The sequence below is a fragment of the Gordonia sp. NPDC003422 genome, from assembly GCF_053588675.1.
Genome location: NZ_JBSFQL010000008.1, coordinates 162073 through 181014, shown reverse-complemented (window position 1 = coordinate 181014; position 18942 = coordinate 162073). Strand labels below are relative to the sequence as shown.

General features: G+C 66.1%; 18 protein-coding genes and 2 tRNA genes. 11 read left to right on the top strand and 9 right to left on the bottom strand.

Annotation, left to right across the window (positions count from 1 at the left end; genetic code table 11):
* Nucleotides 1-323 precede the first annotated feature (323 nt).
* The 4 genes from ACWDTF_RS09545 to ACWDTF_RS09530 all read right to left on the bottom strand — a co-directional run bounded on the left by ACWDTF_RS09545 (nt 324) and on the right by ACWDTF_RS09530 (nt 3983).
* Nucleotides 324-647 (bottom strand): hypothetical protein, encoded by a 324-nt coding sequence (locus tag ACWDTF_RS09545; RefSeq protein WP_355272720.1) that lies wholly within the window; start codon nt 645-647, stop codon nt 324-326.
* A 108-nt stretch (nt 648-755) separates the two neighbouring features.
* A complete protein-coding gene (locus ACWDTF_RS09540) occupies nt 756-1598 on the bottom strand; it encodes a hypothetical protein (protein WP_449754308.1) in 843 nt (280 codons plus the stop codon).
* 33 nt (nt 1599-1631) lie between these two features.
* Nucleotides 1632-3029: a phosphatase PAP2 family protein gene (locus ACWDTF_RS09535; RefSeq protein WP_355272724.1), complete on the bottom strand. Its 1398-nt coding sequence runs from the start codon at nt 3027-3029 to the stop codon at nt 1632-1634.
* A gap of 123 nt (nt 3030-3152) precedes the next feature.
* Nucleotides 3153-3983, bottom strand: coding sequence for a class I SAM-dependent methyltransferase (locus tag ACWDTF_RS09530; RefSeq protein WP_276614898.1), 831 nt, complete (start codon nt 3981-3983; stop codon nt 3153-3155).
* 160 nt (nt 3984-4143) lie between these two features.
* On the opposite strand from ACWDTF_RS09530, the gene ACWDTF_RS09525 reads away from it, so the two are divergent.
* Nucleotides 4144-4818 carry a winged helix-turn-helix transcriptional regulator gene (locus tag ACWDTF_RS09525; RefSeq protein ID WP_433257478.1) on the top strand — a complete coding sequence of 225 codons (675 nt, stop codon included), beginning with the start codon at nt 4144-4146 and terminating at the stop codon, nt 4816-4818.
* 12 nt (nt 4819-4830) lie between these two features.
* Here ACWDTF_RS09525 and ACWDTF_RS09520 read toward each other — a convergent pair whose 3' ends face one another.
* A complete protein-coding gene (locus tag ACWDTF_RS09520; RefSeq protein ID WP_240857919.1) occupies nt 4831-5811 on the bottom strand; it encodes an alpha/beta hydrolase in 981 nt (326 codons plus the stop codon).
* A 117-nt stretch (nt 5812-5928) separates the two neighbouring features.
* Entirely contained in the window at nt 5929-6981 is a 1053-nt protein-coding gene (locus ACWDTF_RS09515; RefSeq protein WP_433257480.1) for a CorA family divalent cation transporter, read from the bottom strand.
* Between the two features lie 57 nt (nt 6982-7038).
* Here ACWDTF_RS09515 and ACWDTF_RS09510 point away from each other — a divergent pair, with 57 nt between their 5' ends.
* Both ACWDTF_RS09510 and ACWDTF_RS09505 read left to right on the top strand, forming a co-directional pair.
* Entirely contained in the window at nt 7039-8172 is a 1134-nt protein-coding gene (locus tag ACWDTF_RS09510; RefSeq protein ID WP_355272731.1) for an acyltransferase family protein, read from the top strand.
* Nucleotides 8173-8202: 30 nt separating this feature from the next.
* The gene (locus ACWDTF_RS09505) at nt 8203-9468 is read left to right on the top strand and encodes a hypothetical protein (RefSeq protein ID WP_240857921.1); all 1266 of its coding nucleotides are present in this window, start codon (nt 8203-8205) and stop codon (nt 9466-9468) included.
* A 4-nt stretch (nt 9469-9472) separates the two neighbouring features.
* Here ACWDTF_RS09505 and ACWDTF_RS09500 read toward each other — a convergent pair whose 3' ends face one another.
* Entirely contained in the window at nt 9473-9907 is a 435-nt protein-coding gene (locus tag ACWDTF_RS09500) for an acyl-CoA thioesterase (protein WP_308221043.1), read from the bottom strand.
* A 174-nt stretch (nt 9908-10081) separates the two neighbouring features.
* Between ACWDTF_RS09500 and ACWDTF_RS09495 the strand changes: the two genes are divergently transcribed.
* On the top strand, nt 10082-11065 hold the full coding sequence (locus ACWDTF_RS09495; RefSeq protein ID WP_355272735.1) for an alpha/beta hydrolase: 984 nt from the start codon (nt 10082-10084) through the stop codon (nt 11063-11065).
* 161 nt (nt 11066-11226) lie between these two features.
* Here the strand turns inward: ACWDTF_RS09495 and hisC are convergent, their stop codons facing one another.
* Entirely contained in the window at nt 11227-12294 is a 1068-nt protein-coding gene (gene hisC / locus ACWDTF_RS09490; protein WP_240857923.1) for a histidinol-phosphate transaminase, read from the bottom strand.
* A gap of 131 nt (nt 12295-12425) precedes the next feature.
* Between hisC and ACWDTF_RS09485 the strand changes: the two genes are divergently transcribed.
* From ACWDTF_RS09485 to ACWDTF_RS09460, 6 genes are all read left to right on the top strand, one after another.
* Nucleotides 12426-12514 (top strand) — tRNA-Ser (locus ACWDTF_RS09485).
* A 56-nt stretch (nt 12515-12570) separates the two neighbouring features.
* Nucleotides 12571-12643 (top strand) — tRNA-Arg (locus ACWDTF_RS09480).
* A gap of 206 nt (nt 12644-12849) precedes the next feature.
* On the top strand, nt 12850-13611 hold the full coding sequence (gene aqpZ, locus ACWDTF_RS09475) for an aquaporin Z (RefSeq protein WP_374247031.1): 762 nt from the start codon (nt 12850-12852) through the stop codon (nt 13609-13611).
* A 350-nt stretch (nt 13612-13961) separates the two neighbouring features.
* Nucleotides 13962-15659, top strand: coding sequence for a cation:proton antiporter (locus ACWDTF_RS09470; protein WP_240857924.1), 1698 nt, complete (start codon nt 13962-13964; stop codon nt 15657-15659).
* An 89-nt stretch (nt 15660-15748) separates the two neighbouring features.
* The gene (locus ACWDTF_RS09465; RefSeq protein ID WP_433257486.1) at nt 15749-16525 is read left to right on the top strand and encodes a hypothetical protein; all 777 of its coding nucleotides are present in this window, start codon (nt 15749-15751) and stop codon (nt 16523-16525) included.
* Between the two features lie 161 nt (nt 16526-16686).
* Entirely contained in the window at nt 16687-17241 is a 555-nt protein-coding gene (locus ACWDTF_RS09460) for a putative glycolipid-binding domain-containing protein (protein ID WP_240858005.1), read from the top strand.
* Between the two features lie 90 nt (nt 17242-17331).
* On the opposite strand, the gene ACWDTF_RS09455 is transcribed toward ACWDTF_RS09460, so the two are convergent.
* Entirely contained in the window at nt 17332-18303 is a 972-nt protein-coding gene (locus ACWDTF_RS09455; RefSeq protein ID WP_433257488.1) for a prephenate dehydrogenase, read from the bottom strand.
* A 77-nt stretch (nt 18304-18380) separates the two neighbouring features.
* Between ACWDTF_RS09455 and ACWDTF_RS09450 the strand changes: the two genes are divergently transcribed.
* Complete coding sequence (locus ACWDTF_RS09450) at nt 18381-18920, top strand: tRNA adenosine deaminase-associated protein (RefSeq protein WP_355272745.1); 540 nt, start codon at nt 18381-18383, stop codon at nt 18918-18920.
* Nucleotides 18921-18942: the final 22 nt, after the last annotated feature.

The window sequence follows — 18942 nt, the reverse complement described above, 5'->3', positions numbered from 1 at the left end:
TCGATCGCTACCCAAAACGCTTCCGGCGCTACCGCCCTGCCCATACCGGCTACCTCTCACACGAGGCCTGTTGCGTCGACCGATTGAGGCTGCCCCTATCCCTGGAGTCCTCCCCGCGAATTTTCTCGCGGGCGACTCAACAAGCAGGGGCAGAAAGTAGGGGAAGAACCTTCCCTACTTTCAGTGGTCCGGTGGCTCGCTGACGTGGCCCGTTCGCCTGCCCTTCGAGGCATCCCTCGGCTGGCGCCTCGGGCACCTCAGCGAGCGGTGGGGTGGTGGACGCTTGTGTGCAGGTCAGAGCGCTAGTCACCGAACTCTTCGTATCAGGATCTCGCCACCGGGATATACCACGGCCACCAGTCCGGCACACCGCTCGGACATCGTTCGGCCGCAACAGGATCTGGTGGCGTGACGGGTACGGCCAGGGAGAGAATGAGCCACAGAACCGCGATCGCGAGAGAAGTGATCGCCGGGTAGTACAGCCGTGCAGTTGCATTTCGGAGGAGCGTGGAAGCGATCGACAGAACCAGAATCGAGGTGAAGAAGATGGCCGGGCCGCCAACGGTTGCCGCGAACAAAAAGCTGACATTCTCGTTCGGCTGGGAGTCGCACGAACTCCAGACGGACGAGATCACGTAGAAGCCCACGAGTGATGCGACGAGCGAGAAGGCAAGTGGGATACCGACGTTCCTGGCGACTCGGGTGCCCTGCGGGGTAACCCCGAGCCTCATGGTCATCCTTGTCATGGCCATCCGTCAGCGGCTCTGCGTGACGTCCGTGATGATCTTGCCCTCGGCGATGTTGCGGACAAACGATCGCGGCTCGTTCGACAGATCAGATGAGTCCTTCGCGGCAGACAGCCCGAAGGCGGCGAGGCAGACACCGTTGTCGAGAGTTCGGTAGGCGAGAGTCCGCGCCGCCGAAACCGAGTTGCGAGAAACAGATTCGGTGGCGTAGCGCCAGTCGCCGACCGTCTCGCTGTCCTTGAAGGCGGAACTGTTGATGCTCGAGCAGTTGAGGGTGAACAGTTCGACGATGGTGATCGGCTGCACCGTCGAGCCGCTGTCGTCGAGATCCTCGGACTGCCGGTCGATCTCGGTGTAGCTGCGCTGTTCGCGGCGCGGCGTCAGCAGGTATCGGTCGGGATACTCACTCGAGTTGGATTCGACGGTCTTCCAGCCGGACGGAACGTCGACCTCGATGGTCACGTTGCTCGCGAGTTGCAGTGTCTCGGTGCGGTTGTCGCCATCGTCGCTCGGCCAGAGCGCCACGACAAGGGTTGCCGTGAGGCATACGACAGCGACGACGGCGCAGATGACGCCGACGATCAGTGCGGTGGAACGACGACGCGGAGGCGGTGGGGCCCCGAACTGTGCAGCCCCGAACTGCCCGGTGCCGAACGCCGGCCCGAAAGACGGTGGTGCGCCGAACGGCGCCGGGTTCTGCGGCGGACCGAACCCGGGCCCGGCAGGGGGTGGACCGTAGGGGCCTGCCGGCGGACCCGGCGGCGGCATCGGCTGCGCGTGCGGCGGCCCGGGCGGGATCGGCTGCCAGCCCGAATCCGGGTCACCCGGCCCGGGGCCCCACGACTGCGTCATCTCGACCAACCCCCTCGACTCGCGGTCACGAGGTCAGTCTTGCACGGGCGACGGCTTGCGCTCGGCGAGCACTCGCCGACCGCGCCCCTCCCGAGTTGCGCTCAGCCCGGTCGGGACCAGTTCGGCGATCCGGGCATTGAGTGTCACCAATCGGTCGAAGGCGCGGAGAGGACCGTCGCCGAACCAGGTGAGGTAGAAGGTTCCGGCGAACGCCGCCAGCGCCCCGAGGACGAGCGCGCCGGCCAGCACCGGGTAGTGCGCCATCGGAACCGCCAGGTAGCGGTAGGAGACGAGCAGGGTCGCGAACAGCACCGACCCGCCGGCGACCAAACGGATGCGGGGCGCACCCCATCCGCGGGCGGGGTCGCGCAGAGCCGAATCGATGGTCAGGCACAACACCGCGCCGGCGACCAGGTCGACGCCGTAGTGATAGCCGAAACCCAACGTCGCTGCGAGGGTGCAGACCAGCCACAGCGACCCGATCGTACGCATCCACAGCGGTGCGGGACTGCCGTCGACGTCGCGTCGGGAATGCAGGAACACGGCCAGCGCCCAGGCGGTGTGCATCGACGGCATGCAGTTGCGGGGTGGCCCGCCGTCGAAGTGCAGGGGAGCGGGTGTCAGGTCGATCGGTGGCAGCACGCCTGGCCAGTAGTCGCCGAACTGGGCGCCGCCGCCCTCGGGTCCGAACGCGAACATCGGGCCGATGACCGGGAACAGCACGTAGAAGAGTGGACCGACCAAGCCGAGCACCAGGAACGTCCGGACCAGGTAGTGGCTGGGCCAACGGCCCGTCCGCGCGACGCCGCGCAGCTGCCACACCGCGACCACCGCAGCGGCGGCCGGAAGCTCGATGTAAACCCAGTGCAGCAGCCATTCGACCTTGGGGCCGAGGGCTTCGAGAATGCGTGCCGCATGCCACGACGGTTGCCCGAGGGCGTGGTCGGCCAGCATCACGTACTCGTCCAAGACGAGCGGCTGGGTGTGGATGGTCACGCCCAGCCAGATGTCACCGACCTTGGTCGCCAGGATCAGCAGCGCACCCAACGCCGCAGCGTAGAGGGCATTTCGACGGTCGACGCCGGTCCAGCGCCAGCACGCGACGACGACGATCCCGGTCAGCACGATCACCGGTCCGTTGCCGACGGCCACCACCCCGGACTCCAGCCATCGGGGTATCGCGTACAGGGCGTCGATGGCCACTGCCGCACCGAGCGCGATGAAACGTCGTCGCCACGACAACCCGACCATCGCGAGCAGCAGACCCGCCCACGGCAGCGTCATCGATTTCGGGGTGCCCGCGTAGTCGTGCCAGAGGCTCTCCAACGGGCCCAGCGTCGACTGTCGGGTGGCGTAGATCTGCAGCCCGACGAGCAGGGCGACGACGAGCGCGAGCCCGCCGATGACCCGAACACGAGATGGCGACAGCATCCGCTGTCGCCATTCGTGTCGGCGTGGGTCCTCGACTAGCACGTTCGTATCGTAAACGGCATGTGAACTGAGTTGTTCAACCAGTTGAACGAAACGTCGGCAAGGTGAACAAATCGTGACCGATCAGACGACCGCCGCGGTCACCAGCAGGTACTCCCAGTCCATTCGCCCGCCGTCGATGTGGCGATCCGCCAGGTCGGCGATCGCCGCGTCGAGTTCCGCGGCCCGCTCGGCGTCGTCCCCGATCGCCGTGAACGCGGTGATGGTGGGTCCGTAGTTCGCCTTGAAGAAGTCGCGGAAGGCCGCTCCGTCGTCGAACCGGTCCACGGTGACAGCACCGACCTGCGCGTCGAGTCCGGTCACCGCGGTGCCGAACAACGAGCGCACGTGATCCTCGTCGCCCCACAGGACGCCGGGACGGGCGTGCGGCGGCGGTGGCGGAGCGTAGGGCTTCATCACCCCGAACAGTTGACCGATGAAACCGGTTGGGGTCCAGTTGATCAGGCCGATCCGTCCGCCGGGCCGGACGACGCGCACGAGTTGGTCGGCACATTTGCGATGGTCGGGTGCGAACATGACGCCCACGCAGGACGTCGCGATGTCGAAGGTGTCGTCGTCGAACGGTAGATCCTCGGCATCGGCTGTGCGCCAGGTGATATCGAGATCGCTGGCCGACTCGCCGGTCTGCAGCAGCTCCGGGGTGAGGTCGGTGGCGACCACGCGGGCTGCGGCTCGCGCCGCCGGTACCGCGACATTTCCATCGCCGGCCGCGACATCTACCAGGGTCTCACCCGGGTTGATCGTCAAGGCATCGACGAGGGTTCGGCCCAGCGGCGCGATGAGGTCGGCGACGGCAGGATAGTCCCCGGACGCCCACATCGCGCGATGCTTGGTCTTGATCGCGGCGTCGAGGTCGGGGGTGATGGTGCGGACAGTGGTCGTCGGGTGCGACATAGTGGTGATTCCTTGTGTTCGGATATCGGACCCATCCAGCGTCGCTCTCACGTGGCGGTCGTCTCCAGATCACGATCTGAACCACTCGTGGTACAGAATCTGTACTGGTCCCGAGCCGGGCGCGGGTGTGTACTTGAACGAAGCACACGGAGGTGGTCGCATGACCTCGTATGGACAATTCTGCCCGGTCGCCAAGGCGATGGAACTTCTCGACGAGCGCTGGACGATCCTGGTGATTCGCGAAATCCTCTTGGGCAGTAAGCATTTCAATGAATTGCGACGCGGGGTGCCCAAGATGTCACCCGCGTTGCTGACCAAGCGCCTGCGCGGTCTGGAACGGGCGGGAGTGGTTCGACGCACGGTGGTCGGAGGCCGGTCGGTGTACACACTGACCGAGAAGGGTGACGAACTCGCCGAGGTGGTCACCGCATTGAGCACCTGGGGAATCCGATGGATCGGGGAGCTGGGCGACGCCGACCTCGACCCGCACCTGCTGCTGTGGGACATGCACCGCACCATCCCGATCGACCAGTGGCCACGACGACGCACCATGGTGCAGTTCCGGTTTCGCGATGTGATCGGCAAGGCCGGAACCTGGTGGCTGGTCGTCGACGACGGCCAGGCGCAGGTGTGCGACTTCGACCCCGGCTACGACGTCGACGTCGCGATCGACACCGACCTGCGCACCCTCACCGAGATCTGGCGGGGTGACACAGACTGGCGAAATGCTCTGCGCGACAACAAGGTCGATGTGCTCGCCGCGCCTTCTGTTGCTCGACAAGTTCCGGGCTGGATCGGGCAGGGCAACTCGGCGGCCATTCCGCGGCCTGCGTGATCTGGTGGCGGTTCAGCGCAACCCGATCGAGCGCATCAGCATCGGCCACGAGGTGTTCAACTCGTCGCGCCAGTAGCCCCACTTGTGGGTGCCGGTGGTGCGCAGGTTGGTGGTGAACGGAATCGACAACTGCGACAACCGATTACTGATCTGGCCCGTGCAGAACCAGGTGCCGATCTCTCCGATGATGCCGCGGAAGGTCTCGTCGACCGGGTCGGCGATCAGGTTGTTGTACTTGCCCGGGACGCCGTTGCCCGACGACATGTAGATCGTCTTGCCGCGGAGGTTGGCCGCGAGGAGGTAGGGGTCGTGCGCACGCCATTCGGGATCGCTGAACGGACCCCACATGTTCTCGACGTTCCCGCCTCCGCGACTCACGTCCCAGCGGGTGAGCATCTGGTTGGGCAGGCTGGAGATGTTGGCGCAGTCGCTGTAGCCGGCCACGCCCTGGTAGAGGGCCGGGTGTCGCGCGGTCAGAGTGAGGGCCGCGACACCGCCCATCGATGCCCCGGCGATCGCGTTGCGGCCATTGCCGCCGTACTCGGCGTCGATCAGCTTGGGCAGTTCGCGGGTGAGGAAGGTCTCGTACATGTACTTCTTGCCGATCGCCGGGTCGACGGCGCGCCAGTCGGTGTAGTAGCTGTGCGGGTCGCCGACCGGCGTGACCACGTTGAGCTTCTCGGCTGCCGCGAGCGACTGCAGGTTGGTCATCGCGTACCAACCCGACTCCTCGTCGTGCGCTTCGGCGCCGTCGAGCATGTACAGCGTCGGGCGCTCACCATCACCCGACGGTCGTTGCAGGTCGACGGTGATCTCGCGCCCCATGATCGGCGACCACACCTTGAGTCGCTCCCGACCCTTGACGGTGGACTTCGACACGACGCGGACGACCGTTTTGTCCGGCTCGGCCTGCGCGCTCGACGTCCCGGTGACGAGCACGCCAGTGGCCATCACCGCCGCCACCAGGGCAGACAACAGAACACGTCCGGACACGACCGACCTCCTGGCCATACGATCTCGTGACCCAACGTCACGAACACCTGCATCATTATGTGACAGAAGCGGCTGATGTGACTAATGGTGTGATAGTTCCGAAACCGGACGAATACGTCACAGCCAGTCGCGGCGTCGGAAACTGACGTAGAGCGCTCCGACGATCACCACGATGAGCACCGTGCTGGTGACGAACCCAAACGTGCGGGCGAAACCCGGGAACGGGACGTTCTGGCCGTAGAAGCCGGTGATCGCGGTCGGGACGGCGACGATCCCGGCCCACGCCGTCAGCTTCTTCATCACGGTGTTGAGGCGGGCGTCGGCCAGCGAGAGGTTGGTCTCGAACACCGTCGTGATCATGTCGCGCAACGACTCGGTCCATTCCGCGGCGCGCAGCGCGTGGTCGTAGAGGTCGGAGAAGTGCGGATCGAGTTCGGGTGGTGCTTGGTTCTCGAAGCGGCGGCGCTGAATTCCGGCGATGACCTCGCGCATCGGCAGGACGACGCGTCGCAGCACCACGAGATCCTTGCGCAGATCGTAGGTACGACGCTGCAGCGAGCGGCCGGGCACCCTGTCGTCGAAGAGGAGCTGTTCGAGATCCTCGATGTCGTCGTCGAGCCGCTCGACCGCGTCGAAATGCCCGTCGACCACGACGTCGAGCAGGCCATGCAGAAGTGCGCCGACGCCGTAGCGTTCGCCGCCGATGTCCTTCCAGCGCTGCACCACCTGCTCGATGTCGAAACCGGAGTTCCGGCGCACCGTGATGAGCGCGTTGTGTTTCACGAAAATCGAGATGCGATGCAGATCGAACAGCGTCGCCCGCTGGAGCGGCTGCTGTTGCGGCAATGGCTGCTGGGTGGGTGGTGCGGCATCTGAATCCGACTGTCCGTCACCATCTTTGATGGTGATGGCGTACACCATCAGGAAGGTGTGTGCGGTATAAGTGACGGTCTTGACCCGCTCCACGGCTGCGGTGGTGTCCTCGACGGCGAATGGGTCGAGGTCCAGTTCTGCTGCCAGATGGGTCAGTGTCTCGTGAGTGGGGCATTCGAGGTCGGCCCAGACGAGCGTGCCCGGTTGGTCGATGCACTCGGAGATCTGGTCGAGCTGGAAGCCGTCGACGAACTGGCCGTCGCTCCAGATCTGTCCGCGGACATGTTCGTGGCCCATCCGACGATTGTGCACCGCTCGTCGCGCACCGAACGGTCGTTGCGGCAGGATCGCAGCATGACGGCCGGGCAGGGATCGCGCAGGATCGCGTCGCTGACCGGTATCCGGACCGTGGCGGCGCTGGCCGTCTGTCTCACGCATGCGGCGTTCTGGACCGGCAACTACACCGACGACTTCGCCGGCCGGATCTTCGCGCGGTTCGAGGTCGGCGTCGCGATCTTCTTCGTGCTGTCCGGATATCTGCTGTTCCGGCCATGGGTTCGCGCAGCGGCCGAAGCGTCGACGACGCCAGGGGTTCGACGCTACTTCTGGCACCGCGCGCGGCGCATCCTTCCCGCGTACTGGATCGTCGTGACCGCGGTGTACGTGCTCTACGCCGTTGCGCCGCCCGGTGGAGTCGAGTCGGCCACCGGCAACGGCTGGTCGGGCTATCTGCGGAACATGACGCTGACCCAGGTCTACGGGATCGGCCACCTGCACAGCGGGCTGACGCAGATGTGGAGTCTTGCTGCCGAGGTCGTCTTCTACCTGGTGCTGCCGCTCATCGGTTGGGTGCTGGTGGTGGCGCTGTCGCGCCGGCGGTGGCGACCCGATCTGCTGATCGTCGGTTTGGTCGGGGTGATGCTGATCAGTCCGATCTGGTCGGTGGTGGTCGCTGGCAGTGATGGCGTCGATCTCACCGCGCGGCTGTGGGCTCCGGCATTCATCGGTTGGTTCGCGGGCGGGATGCTGCTCGCGGTCTGCACCCGTCTGGTCCGACGCTGGCCGGCGTCGTGGTCGGTGGGCATCGCGATCGGGGCCTTTGTGCTGTCCGGATCTGCCATCGCGGGCGAGCCGACCATCACCCCGACCACCGCGTCGGCGACCATCGTCAAACACCTTCTCTATCTCGTCGTCGCCGTCGGGCTGATCGGCCCGCTGGTTTTCGCCGGGCGTGACCTGTGGACGAGGTTGTGCGGGAGCGCACCGATGGTGTGGTTCGGTGAGATCTCTTACGAGTTCTTCCTCGTCCACGTGGTGGTGCTCGAGGTGATGATGGACGTCCTGAACTACGGCGTCTTCACCGGGTCGTGGCTGATCGCGTTCCTGGTCACGACGGCGGTGAGCACTCCGATCGCCTGGGGGCTGCACCGTGCCACCGCACCCCTGTGGCGTGCGCGGACGCCGGGGAGTGTCGTCGAGCCCGGGTAGCATTGTCGGCAGAGAAGGCGGGAGAAATTCATGGTCGACAACCGGTATCCGGGGCGGCGGTCGCGTGCGCGTTCGGCCAAGGAGATCCGCGCCTGGTGCGACGCGTCGCAGATGCCCGGCGACCGGCCCGACCTCTCCGACGTCGCCGCACTGCTGATCGCGTCGGGTTTCCTCACGCCGGGCGGACGGGCGATCTTTGTCCGTCGGGTCTCGTTGGGACTGCCCGTGCCGACGCTGCCCGCAGGCTTCGGTGACCTCCGCCGACTGCAGCGCGGGATCACGCAGCTCGAGAATCAGCTGGTCAGCCCGGTTGTTCCCGGCGTGGTCGGCGCGGTGATGCGCAATCGCCTGAACGGCCTGGTGCGGCGTCGGGAGGATGCACACAAGGCGATCGTCACCGCCAAGGGCGTGTTCGCCGGTGGCACGCGAGCCATTCGCCGGGAGCGCCGCGAGAACGTCTACCTCGAGATCGATGAGCGGGAGCGCCTGTTCTCGGGCCTGCTGTGTACGCCCACTCCCAACGTCAACGCGTCGAGTTACATGCGCCGGGCAGGTTCGGCGGCGATCGATCGGATCGCGGGTGTCGTCGGCGCTGTGGCCGCGAAGTCGGGCAGCCCGCAGGCCGAGACGTGGGCGGGTCAGATCCTCGGGGGCGGTCGGGAGCAGGCGGCACCGCAGGCACCGCGGGCGGCCGGATTCATCGACGGCTACGAGACGCTTCTCTACGTCGCCGGGCACTACTACGACCGCATCGTCCGCAATCCGGCCTGGCGCTCCGACCATTTCGAGGTGCAGCGCACCCAGGTGAACCTGCACGCCGAACTCGCCGAGATCGCGGCCGACGTCATCGCATTGCGTGCGGTCCGCATCGACCTCGACCGCGCGAAGCGCAACGGCGGGTTCGACAAGTCCTTCGCCGAGCAGATCGACCGTCGGGAAACCGTATTGCGACCGGTCTGGACCGAACTCATCGACCGCGTGCAGGCCCTCGCCGAAGTCGCGTTCGTCGTCGAGTCGGCCGCCGTCGAACTGCGCATCCTCGCCGAGTACAACAAAGCACTCACCATCGACGACCGCATCGACGAACTGATCGCCAGGTCGGGGGATCGAGAGATATCCGTCGACAACTCCAAGCGCCTCACCGAACAGGTACGCAGTGGCGAGGAGCAACTGCGGATCTACCGAGATGTCTTGCAGGGCAACATCGCGCGAATTTCTCCCGCTGCCGCACGCGAGCTTCCGGCTCGGTATGAACCCGCGCCAGGGCGGTCCGGAACCGGGGATCGGAGAAGCTGACGCGTCAGCGCGACCACGAACGCAGATAGTCCTTTTCGGTCGGCGTGAGCCGACGCAGCGTGTGCGCCTCGATGTCGACGACCGCCATCTGGGTGCTCGCGACACATGCCGGACGGCTGTCGGGCTCGGCGTCGGCTCCCCGGATCTCGTAGCCGATGGTGAAGTCGACGGATCGAAAACCCTTGATCCACATGGCGATTCGCAGTGGCGAATCGGCGTGGCGCAGTTGACTCTGATAGCGGATCTCGACGTGGACGATCATCGCGCTCTGGATCAGCGGGGCGTACTCCTCGCCGGCACTGAGGAGCCACGCGATGCGCGCCTCTTCCATCAACGTGACCATGCGCGCGTGATTGATGTGGCCGAAGGCGTCCATGTCCGACCATCGGACGTCGACCTCTGCGACGAACGCGAAACCGCTGCTGTCTTGTGTCGCCACTGGTCTGGATGTCCTTTGTGTGATCGCAAACTCGATTGTGGGCCTTCTCGCGGTCGGCTATCCGCGGGTAGTCTGTCACCCTATAAGTGGTCTGTCCGCTGGGGGGCGCGCGGCCGCGTGTCGTGAGATCGGACCGACGGAGCACGTGTCTGAAACGGGGTAGGAGAAAACCGCATGGCGAGGCGTTGGATCGCAGTCGTTGCCGGGGTCGTTGCTGCGCTGTTGACGGCACCTGTGGCCGCACATGCCGCGCCCACGCCGACGGCGCGGATCGCGAAGTCGGTGAAACTGAGTGCCCTGCGGACCGACATCTGGGTGTACTCGCCGGCGATGAAGCAGCGGGTGAAGCTTTCGGTGCTCACGCCGGCCGGAGCGTCGGGTCCCCGTCCGACCGTCTACATGCTTGATGGCGCAGGTGCCGAAGGCGACGTGAGCGACTGGATCACCAAGGGTCGTGCGGGCCGTTTCTTCGCCGACAAGAACGTCAACGTCGTTCTTCCGACCGGCGGCAAGGGGAGCTTCTACACCGACTGGCAGAAGAACGACCCCAAGCTCGGTAAGCCCATGTGGGAGACGTTCCTCGCCAAGGAACTCCCCGCGCTGGTCGACAAACGCTTCAACGGCACCGGCCGCAACGCGGTGATCGGCTTGTCGATGGGCGGTCAGGCTGCCTTCGCGCTCGCCATTCGCCATCCGTCGCTGTACCGGGGTATCGCGTCGTTGTCGGGCTGCCCGCCGGTGTCGGGGCCCGCGAACGAAGCGTATGTCCGCACCACCGTCGGACGTGACGGCGGCGACGCCACCAACATGTGGGGGCCGTTCGGCTCGAAGGGTTGGCGTGCGCACGACCCGAGCCTGCACCTCGACGCCCTGCGCGGGAAGCAGATCTTCATCTCGGCCGGTTCCGGGGCCGTCGGCCCGCTGGACCTGCAGCGCCGGGTGGAGCCCGACGAGGGGCCGCGTGAGGCCGTCACCGCGTCGTCGTCGGCCCTTGAGCTCGGCGCCTACCGCTGCTCGTTGGAGTTCGCACTCACGATGCGTGCCGCCGGCGTCAACTACACCGACGGATTCCGTCTGATCGGCACTCACACCTGGGCGTACTGGGAACAAGACCTCCCCGCCCTGTGGCCGGTCATCTCGCGCGGGCTCTACAGCTGACCCGGCCACCGCTCCCGGACCCCACCACCGCTCCCTGAGGTGCGAGGAGCGCAAGCGACGAGCCTCGAAGGGCGCAGCGAGATGGCATTGTCATCGCACCACGGGCTCGCAGGCTCGCGTCTAGCCAGCGGTGGAACTCACGCAGCGTGAGGGGGCTGATCTCAGCCCCGCCGCCCGTCCCAGGATTCGGCGAACGCGAGGAACACGTCGTCCTCCTCCGGGTTGGTGACCGTCACTCGAACGCCGTCACCGGCGAACGGGCGGACCACCACTCCTGCCTCGACGCATGCGGTCGCGAAGTCGATGGCTGCATCGCCGAGGTCGAGCCAGACGAAGTTGGCCTGCGAGTCGGGTACGCGATAGCCCGCTTCGCGCAGACGCGCGGTCACTCGTTCGCGTTCGGCGACGACGCTGTCGGTGCGCGCCAACAACTCGTCGGCCGCCGCGAGACTGGCGAGCGCTGCCTGTTGGGCCACGCTGTTCACCGAGAAGGGCACGTGCACCTTGCCGAGGGCGGTGATCACCTCGGGCGTCCCGACGGCATATCCGACGCGGAGCCCGGCCAGCCCGTATGCCTTCGAAAAGGTGCGCAGCACAACAAGATTCGGGAACTCCCGACGCAGGTCGAGGGCGTCGTAGTGTTGCGATTCCGGTAGCCGCATGTACTCGAAGTACGCCTCGTCGAGGGCGACGATGATGTCCGACGGCACGGTCTGCAGGAAGGTGCGCAAGTCGTCGGCTTCGACGACGGTGCCGGTCGGATTGTTCGGATTGCAGACGAAGATCAGCCGTGTGCGGTCGGTGATGGCGTCGGCCATGGCCTTCAGGTCGTAGACGCGGTCTCCGGTGAGCGGTACTTGCACCGGCGTCGCACCGGCCACCCGCGTCGCAAGCGGGTACGTCTCGAACGAGCGCCAGCCGAAGATCACCTCGTCGCCCGGCCCGCTGGTGATGAGAATCAGGTTCTGGCAGAGGATCACCGAGCCGCAGCCCACCTGGATCTCGTCCTCGGTCACACCGAGCTGCTTCGCCAGTGTCGCGGTGAGCTCGACCATCCCGTTGTCGGGGTAGCGATTGACCGACGCGGCCGCGGCGCCGATGGCGTCGAGCACGCTGGGGAGCGGGCCCTGGGTCACCTCGTTGCTGGCCAGCTTCACCGCGCCCGGAAACGTCTTGCCCGGCACGTAGACGGGGAGGTCGTCGAGGTCAGGGCGGATGCGCAGCGTCACCCGTCCAGGGTAGGGGTCGACGAGAACGACCCACAAAGCGGTGGGTATCGGAGTCCTCGCTCTACTGGTTTGCTTCCCGGTGCGCCGAGTGTGTAACCTTTCGCTTCGGCAAGTTCGAAAGGACTCCGCTGGGAGGCGTGCCAGAGCGGCCGAATGGGACTCACTGCTAATGAGTTGTCTCACTAAAATGGGACCGGAGGTTCAAATCCTCTCGCCTCCGCCGCATCGCAGGCGCCACCCGCGATGGACAACTGAACAGCTATAACTGAAGACCACGCGCCCGTAGCTCAACGGATAGAGCATCTGACTACGGATCAGAAGGTTTGGGGTTCGAATCCCTACGGGCGCACGGAGAAGCCCCGTGGAACGCGCTGTGTTCCACGGGGTTTCTGCTTTCTCGACGTCGTCGTGCGCCGCTCCGTCACCGGTCTCGCGATCAAGACCGTTGTGAATTTTCTTCACTGACCTCTCGCGAATGCGGCGAATCGCTGTTCTACTGGAGCACGGGGGTTCCAGGCTGCTCGACCACGCATTCCCTAGCGAAAGGTCTCCATCGTGATCCCAGCTCCTGTGGCAAAACTCGCTGCCGAACTCTTCGGCACGTTCTGGCTCGTCTTCGGTGGCTGTGGTTCGGCCATCTTCGCTGCGAAACAGGTTGCCCAATCCGACAATGGCGCAACCACTTTCCAAGTCGGCATCGGATACCTGGGTGTCGCGCTCGCGTTCGGGCTCACGGTGGTGACCATGGCCTACGCGGTCGGCCACATCTCGGGCGGTCACTTCAATCCGGCGATCAGCCTTGGTGCTGCGGTCAGTGGCCGCCTTCCATGGAAGGATGTGCCAGGCTACTGGATCGCACAGGTTGCGGGCGGTCTGTCGGCCGGCTTGATGCTCTGGATCATCGCCAGCGGCAAGGAAGGCTTCGAGCGGAAGGGGTCGATGGCCGCCAACGGCTACGGCGACCATTCGCCCGACGGATACGGTCTGGTCTCCGTGCTGATCGCGGAGATCCTCCTGACGGCGTTCTTCCTCATCGTCATCCTCGGCGTCACCGACGCAAAGGCGCCGGCCGGATTCGCTCCACTTGCAATCGGCTTGACGCTGACCCTGATTCACCTCATCTCGATCCCGATCAGCAATACGTCCGTGAATCCGGCCCGCTCGACCGGAGTCGCGTTCTTCAACGGCAACGGTGCGCCCGCCCAACTATGGCTCTTCTGGGTGGCGCCGCTCGTCGGCGGGGCGATCGGCGGATTGATCTACGTGACTCTGTTCGCGAAAGAGGGCAGCGAGGACACCCAGTCCGAACTTGCCTGAACGGAGCACCTGCACGTCAAAGCGGACCCGGGTGCCACTTTGGACAGATGACCCACTGGGTCTTGCCCAATGAGTCGTTCTTGTGTGAAGGTGTCTTCAGTTCGCGCTCGTGAACGATGGTGGCCCTGGTCAGGGGGTTGCCGCCCCCCGCGTGGGGTGGGGGCGGCAGCACGGCCCGATGGTCTGCGACAACGGAGTCGATGACCATCACCACGCCACACGGCGCGTGACAGCTCGGCCGTATAGGCCTGACACCCGCGGGCTCATGGGGGTCCCGCGGGTGTCGCATCATCTCAGGGTCCCGCCGCGTGCCCGGCAGAATCGGACACCGGCTGACAGAATCTCCGGTCATGGAGTTGCTCATCCTCGTCCTGGTCGGGGCGATCATCGTGACCGCCGCCGCCGACCGGAGGGGCATGCAGCCGGCGCTGATCATCGTGCTGATCGCGCTGGGCGTGTCGTTCATCCCGGGTCTCCCGCAGGTCGAGCTGGATTCGGACATCTTGCTCACCGTCGTCCTGCCACCGCTGCTGTACTCGGCGGCGCTCGGGTTCTCCTTTCCCAACTTCCTGCGCAACATCAAGCCGATTCTCGGTCTCGGTGTCGCGATGGTGGTCATCACCGCGTTCGCGGTCGGCGCGGTCGCCGCGTTGCTGGTCCCCGAGTTCACCTTCTTGCTCGCGCTGCTCCTCGGCGCGATCGTGGCGCCGCCCGACGCCGTGACCGCGGTCGCCATCGGCCGCAAGCTCGGGCTTCCCAAACGCCTGATGGCGATCCTGACGGGCGAGAGTCTCGTCAACGACGCAGCGGCGCTCTCGCTGTTCGCGATCGCCATCTCGCAGATCGCCAACACCCACGCCTTCATCGACAACCCACTTCTGCTGTTCGGGTACAACGCACTGTTGGGCCCCGTCGTCGGGGTCGTGCTAGGCCTGGTCACCCTGTGGATTCGTCGCCATCTACGCAACCCGGCTCTCGAAACCGTGCAGGGTTTCGTGGTGCCGTTCGCGGCATTCCTCGCGGCCGAGCACCTGCACGCATCGGGTGTGTTGGCGGTCGTCATCGCCGGTTTCGTCGTCGGCTCGGGTTCGGTGCACGCCGGCTACCAGACACGACTGCAGGAACGCTATGTCTGGAACTCGGTGGATGTGCTGCTCGAGGCCTTCGTCTTCGCCTACATCGGCCTACAGCTGCGTTTCATCATCGAGGACCTGCGCGAGGCCCGCGAGTCCCTCGTGCAGATCGGCGTCGCGTCGTTGCTGGTTCTCGCGGTGGTCCTGGTGATCCGACCGATCTGCGTGTTCGCGATGTTCGGGCGCGGGGTGGTGAGTCGTCGGCTCGGGGAAGGCATGGGCGGCGTGCAAGTGCATGCCAACCCCCGACGACCCGCGGCCGCCCGCAGCACCCGGACCACCAAGACCCGGTGGGCGCGACTGCGCGAGCGCATCGACAACCGGCCGTTGACCTGGCAGGAGGCCACGGTCGTGGCGTGGACGGGTATGCGCGGTGTGGTCACCCTCGCGGCCGCCTCCGGTATCCCGGTCACTCTGGAATCGGGTGAACCATTCCCCGAACGCTCGGCCATCCAGGCGATCGCGTTCGTCGTGGCGGTGGGCACCATTCTGATCCAGGGCCCGACCCTGCCGTGGCTCATCGGACGCCTTCACCTGCACAACGAAGACGAGGAACGCTACGACCACGAACAGACCGAACGGGCCGAACGCATCGTGCAGATCGCGGCCCAGGTGGTGATCGACGACTTCGTGAAGAACCCGCCTGCGGGCCTCGACAACGCGACCGTCGACTACATCAAGGAGACGGTGGCGCGGCAATCGCGGGACGTCGAAGAAATGCCCGACCCCGACGCGCACACGGCCCGCACGGACGCGTTCGCCGCGCTGTACCGCGACGTGCTCTTGGCCCAGCGCGACTCGCTGGTGGAGAACCGCGACGCCGGCGCGGTCGAGGACGAAGCCGTGCGGGCGATGCTCGAGCGGCTCGACCTGCAGGAAGCCGGCCTGTCGTCGCGCCTGGAGAGCCGATTCTGACCGATCACCGCGTGACCGGTCCAGCGCATGACGCCGTACTGTCGAAGACATAGGCATCGATGACGCTCGGACCTGGAGGACTCGGACGAATGGGACAACCGCACGACCCGACGAGGTCTTCGGAGTCGTCCGACGACCAGGGTCGGAGTGCGAGCGACGACTACCGCGGTGACCTGAAGCAGTTCTATCCCCCTCTGGGCTACACACCGGACGGCACGCCGCGGTTCTGGCCCGGCGCTGCGCCGCCGCGTCGGGGAACTCGACGGGGTCAGGAAGCGATCACCTCGACGCCCGACGAGGCGTCGGCGTCACCCACCTCGACCTCGACCGCTGCGACGCCGGCGTCGTCGAGATCCGCATCCAGCGTCCCGTCGGTTCGGAGCACGGCGTTCACCGTCGTCGCCCTGCTCGCCGCGGTGGTCGTGGTATTGCTCGTCGCAATGGCCTTCTTCCGCAACGACCCCGATTCCGACACGACGGCGGCCGATCAGCCGACCTTCACCGCCGAATACCCCACCCGTGTACCGACACTCAACCCGCGTTCGACGCCGCGCCCGTCCGGAGTCCCGACCCGACCCCGCTCACCGTCGGGCATCGACCCCAGCGGCCACGAAGTCGTCTACCAGGTGACGATCGAGGGCACCGGCACCATCCTCTACGTCGATTCCCTCGGCTTGCGGACCGAATTCTCCCCACCGGCCACCTGGAGAATCGCCTTCACCGGTGGCTACAACCCACTGCGGCTGATCGTGGTCGTCGGCAGCGGCAGCAGTGCCACCTGCACCATCACCGTCGACGGCGAGACCATCGTCAGCGACGAGGTCAGCCCGTCGTCGACCAAACGCAGCGCCTCCTGCATCGCCTGACGAGTGGTCCGGGGCACAATTGTGCTGCTCACTTGGATTGAGCTTGTCGAAATCACCTGCACATCAGTTGTGTGGAATCGGTTCCTGGTCGCTACCGTAGGAGGGTGAGTTCTCCGCAAGCAGCCCCCCAGACCGCGACACCCACCGGTGAGTACCGGACGATGCTGACGTGGCGGGGCGAAGGAACCGACCGCCTCGAGCAGGTTCGCCTTCATGTCAACGGCACACGGATCAAGGCCTACGGCCGGATCATCGCCGCCGCCACCGACACCCACGAGGCGTTCTCCGCGTCGTACGAGCTGGTCACCAACGATTCCGGTGTGACCAAGCGACTGTCCATCCACCTCGTCCAAGTGAGTGGGGAAACCCAGTTCGCCATCAACCGTGACGAAGAGGATCACTGGCTGGTGCACTCACCGAGCGGCGAATCGATTCGCAGCGACTTCGGGGGCGCGCAAGACGTGGACCTGGCCCTTTCGCCGATGTTCAACGCGCTGCCCATCCGACGCCTCGGCCTTTCCGCCGGCAGCGGTGCCGCAGTCGAGGTTCCCGTCGTGTACGTGTACCTCCCGCAGGGCACCGTGGAGCCGGCCACCCTCAGCTACACGCCGAAGGCCGACGGTGTCGGCGTGGTCTCACCGGTCGCGAACTCCACGCTCTCGGTCGACGAGAACGGGTTCGTGATCGACTACCCCGGCCTGGCCACCCGCGTCTGAGCCGACCCGCCCACCGAAGAGTTGCCCTCCGCTGGCTGAGGTGCTCGAGGCGCTAGCCGAGAGCCTCGAAGCCCTGGTGAGACGACAATGTCAACCCACCCAAACCCGACCCGCATGGGCCTGGCGTCGGAATTCGTGCTGCCAGCCGTCGTCACCGACCTCGACGCCGTTGATGGCCTCCACCGCGCCGTTCGCCATCTCCTCGTAGGCGATGCGCGCGCGGTGCCCATCGTCGATGAGTACCTCCACGGTGCCCTTGTCCCGGAGGTCGTCGCGAGCCGCGATCAGGCGGTCGATCGTTTCGCTCAACACGTTGAGAACGGCAATTCGATTGGCCTCCACCATTGCTCGCTGCAATGCGGGTGCGCTCCCGGCCACGCGCGTGCCGTCACGAAAGCTCCCAGCGGCCAGACGTAGTGCCAAGCCGCTTTCGCCTGCGCCCACCGCCGCGGTGGCGGCCGCCGTCAGATGAGGCAGATGCGAGATCGCGGCGACCGCACGATCGTGTGCGTCGGCCGCCGCAGGAACCACCCGGGCGCCGGTCGCGAGCGCCATGGTCGCGACTGCGAGCCAGTCCCGTGCCGGTGTGGCGTCGTCGGTCGTGACCATCCACATCGCGTCGACGAAGAGGCTCGGGTCGGTCGCCGACCACCCCGACCGGCTCGTTCCCGCCATCGGATGTCCACCCACGTAACGCGCGTTCGGATGCAGTCGCGCCACGATCTCTGCGACCTCCTGCTTGACGCTGATCACGTCGGTGAGCAGGGCGTCGGGTGCGAGGTCGGCGATCGCCGACACCAACGGTTCGATCGTGGTGACCGGGGTTGCGAGCACGATCATGGCGTCCGACTCGGCGGCGCGACGCAGCGTCGCAGCCAGATCCGACGAAGCCTGGTAACCGTCGCGGACGGCGTCGTCAACCGTCTGCGTCGAACGGTTGTAGCCGAAGGCCTGGTGCCCCGCGTCGTGCAGGACGCGAAGCAGCGATCCTCCGATCAGCCCAAGGCCCAGCACGCAGACGGGTGGGAGCGGTTCGGGCCCGGCAGTATTGGGATCACTCACCTGGACAGATTCCCATATCGCGATCGGCGTCTGCCGAGGACTTGGGCGGTTCGCCGTTTACGGCTACCGTGACCTGCATGGCTGGTGCCGGCGCGCAGAAGACGGGCTCGAACACGCAGAACGACGATGACATCGACGGTTTTGCCATAGCCGTGGTTCGCGAGGACGGTGCGTGGAAGGTCACCGCGATGAAGCCCGCCGCGTTGGGGGATCTCTCGGACGCCGAACGTCAACTTCGTGAGTTGCGCGCAGCGGGTGCGGTGTTCGGCCTGCTCGACGTCGACGACGAGTTCTTCATCGTCGTCCGCCCGGCGCCTGGCGGTGCGCGGTTGTTGATCTCCGACGCCACCGCAGCACTCGACTACGACGTCGCCGCCGATGCGCTCGACGCGCTGGACGTCGACGTCCCCGACCTCGACCCGGATGACCTCGACGACATCGACCCGTGGGAGGAGGGCGACCTCGGGCTGCTCGCCGACCTGGGTCTGCCCGACGCGGTGATGAGTGTGATCGTCGGTGACACCGACCTGTACGCCGACGAGCAGATCGGCATGATCGCCGCGCGACTCGGGTTTGCCGACGAGCTCTCCAAGGTTCTCGACTCCCTCGGCCACTGACGGCCCGGAGATGGGTGAGCAG

Bases quoted from the DNA above. Each gene is read 5' to 3' on its own strand.
- ACWDTF_RS09525 (WP_433257478.1), top strand. From the start codon at position 4,144: ATGACCTCGTATGGACAATTCTGCCCGGTCGCCAAGGCGATGGAACTT.
- ACWDTF_RS09465 (WP_433257486.1), top strand. From the start codon at position 15,749: ATGGGACAACCGCACGACCCGACGAGGTCTTCGGAGTCGTCCGACGAC.
- ACWDTF_RS09505 (WP_240857921.1), top strand. From the start codon at position 8,203: ATGGTCGACAACCGGTATCCGGGGCGGCGGTCGCGTGCGCGTTCGGCC.
- ACWDTF_RS09450 (WP_355272745.1), top strand. From the start codon at position 18,381: ATGGCTGGTGCCGGCGCGCAGAAGACGGGCTCGAACACGCAGAACGAC.
- ACWDTF_RS09470 (WP_240857924.1), top strand. From the start codon at position 13,962: ATGGAGTTGCTCATCCTCGTCCTGGTCGGGGCGATCATCGTGACCGCC.
- ACWDTF_RS09495 (WP_355272735.1), top strand. From the start codon at position 10,082: ATGGCGAGGCGTTGGATCGCAGTCGTTGCCGGGGTCGTTGCTGCGCTG.
- ACWDTF_RS09510 (WP_355272731.1), top strand. From the start codon at position 7,039: ATGACGGCCGGGCAGGGATCGCGCAGGATCGCGTCGCTGACCGGTATC.
- ACWDTF_RS09515 (WP_433257480.1), bottom strand. From the start codon at position 6,981: ATGGGCCACGAACATGTCCGCGGACAGATCTGGAGCGACGGCCAGTTC.
- ACWDTF_RS09530 (WP_276614898.1), bottom strand. From the start codon at position 3,983: ATGTCGCACCCGACGACCACTGTCCGCACCATCACCCCCGACCTCGAC.
- ACWDTF_RS09460 (WP_240858005.1), top strand. From the start codon at position 16,687: ATGCTGACGTGGCGGGGCGAAGGAACCGACCGCCTCGAGCAGGTTCGC.
- ACWDTF_RS09535 (WP_355272724.1), bottom strand. From the start codon at position 3,029: ATGCTGTCGCCATCTCGTGTTCGGGTCATCGGCGGGCTCGCGCTCGTC.
- ACWDTF_RS09540 (WP_449754308.1), bottom strand. From the start codon at position 1,598: ATGACGCAGTCGTGGGGCCCCGGGCCGGGTGACCCGGATTCGGGCTGG.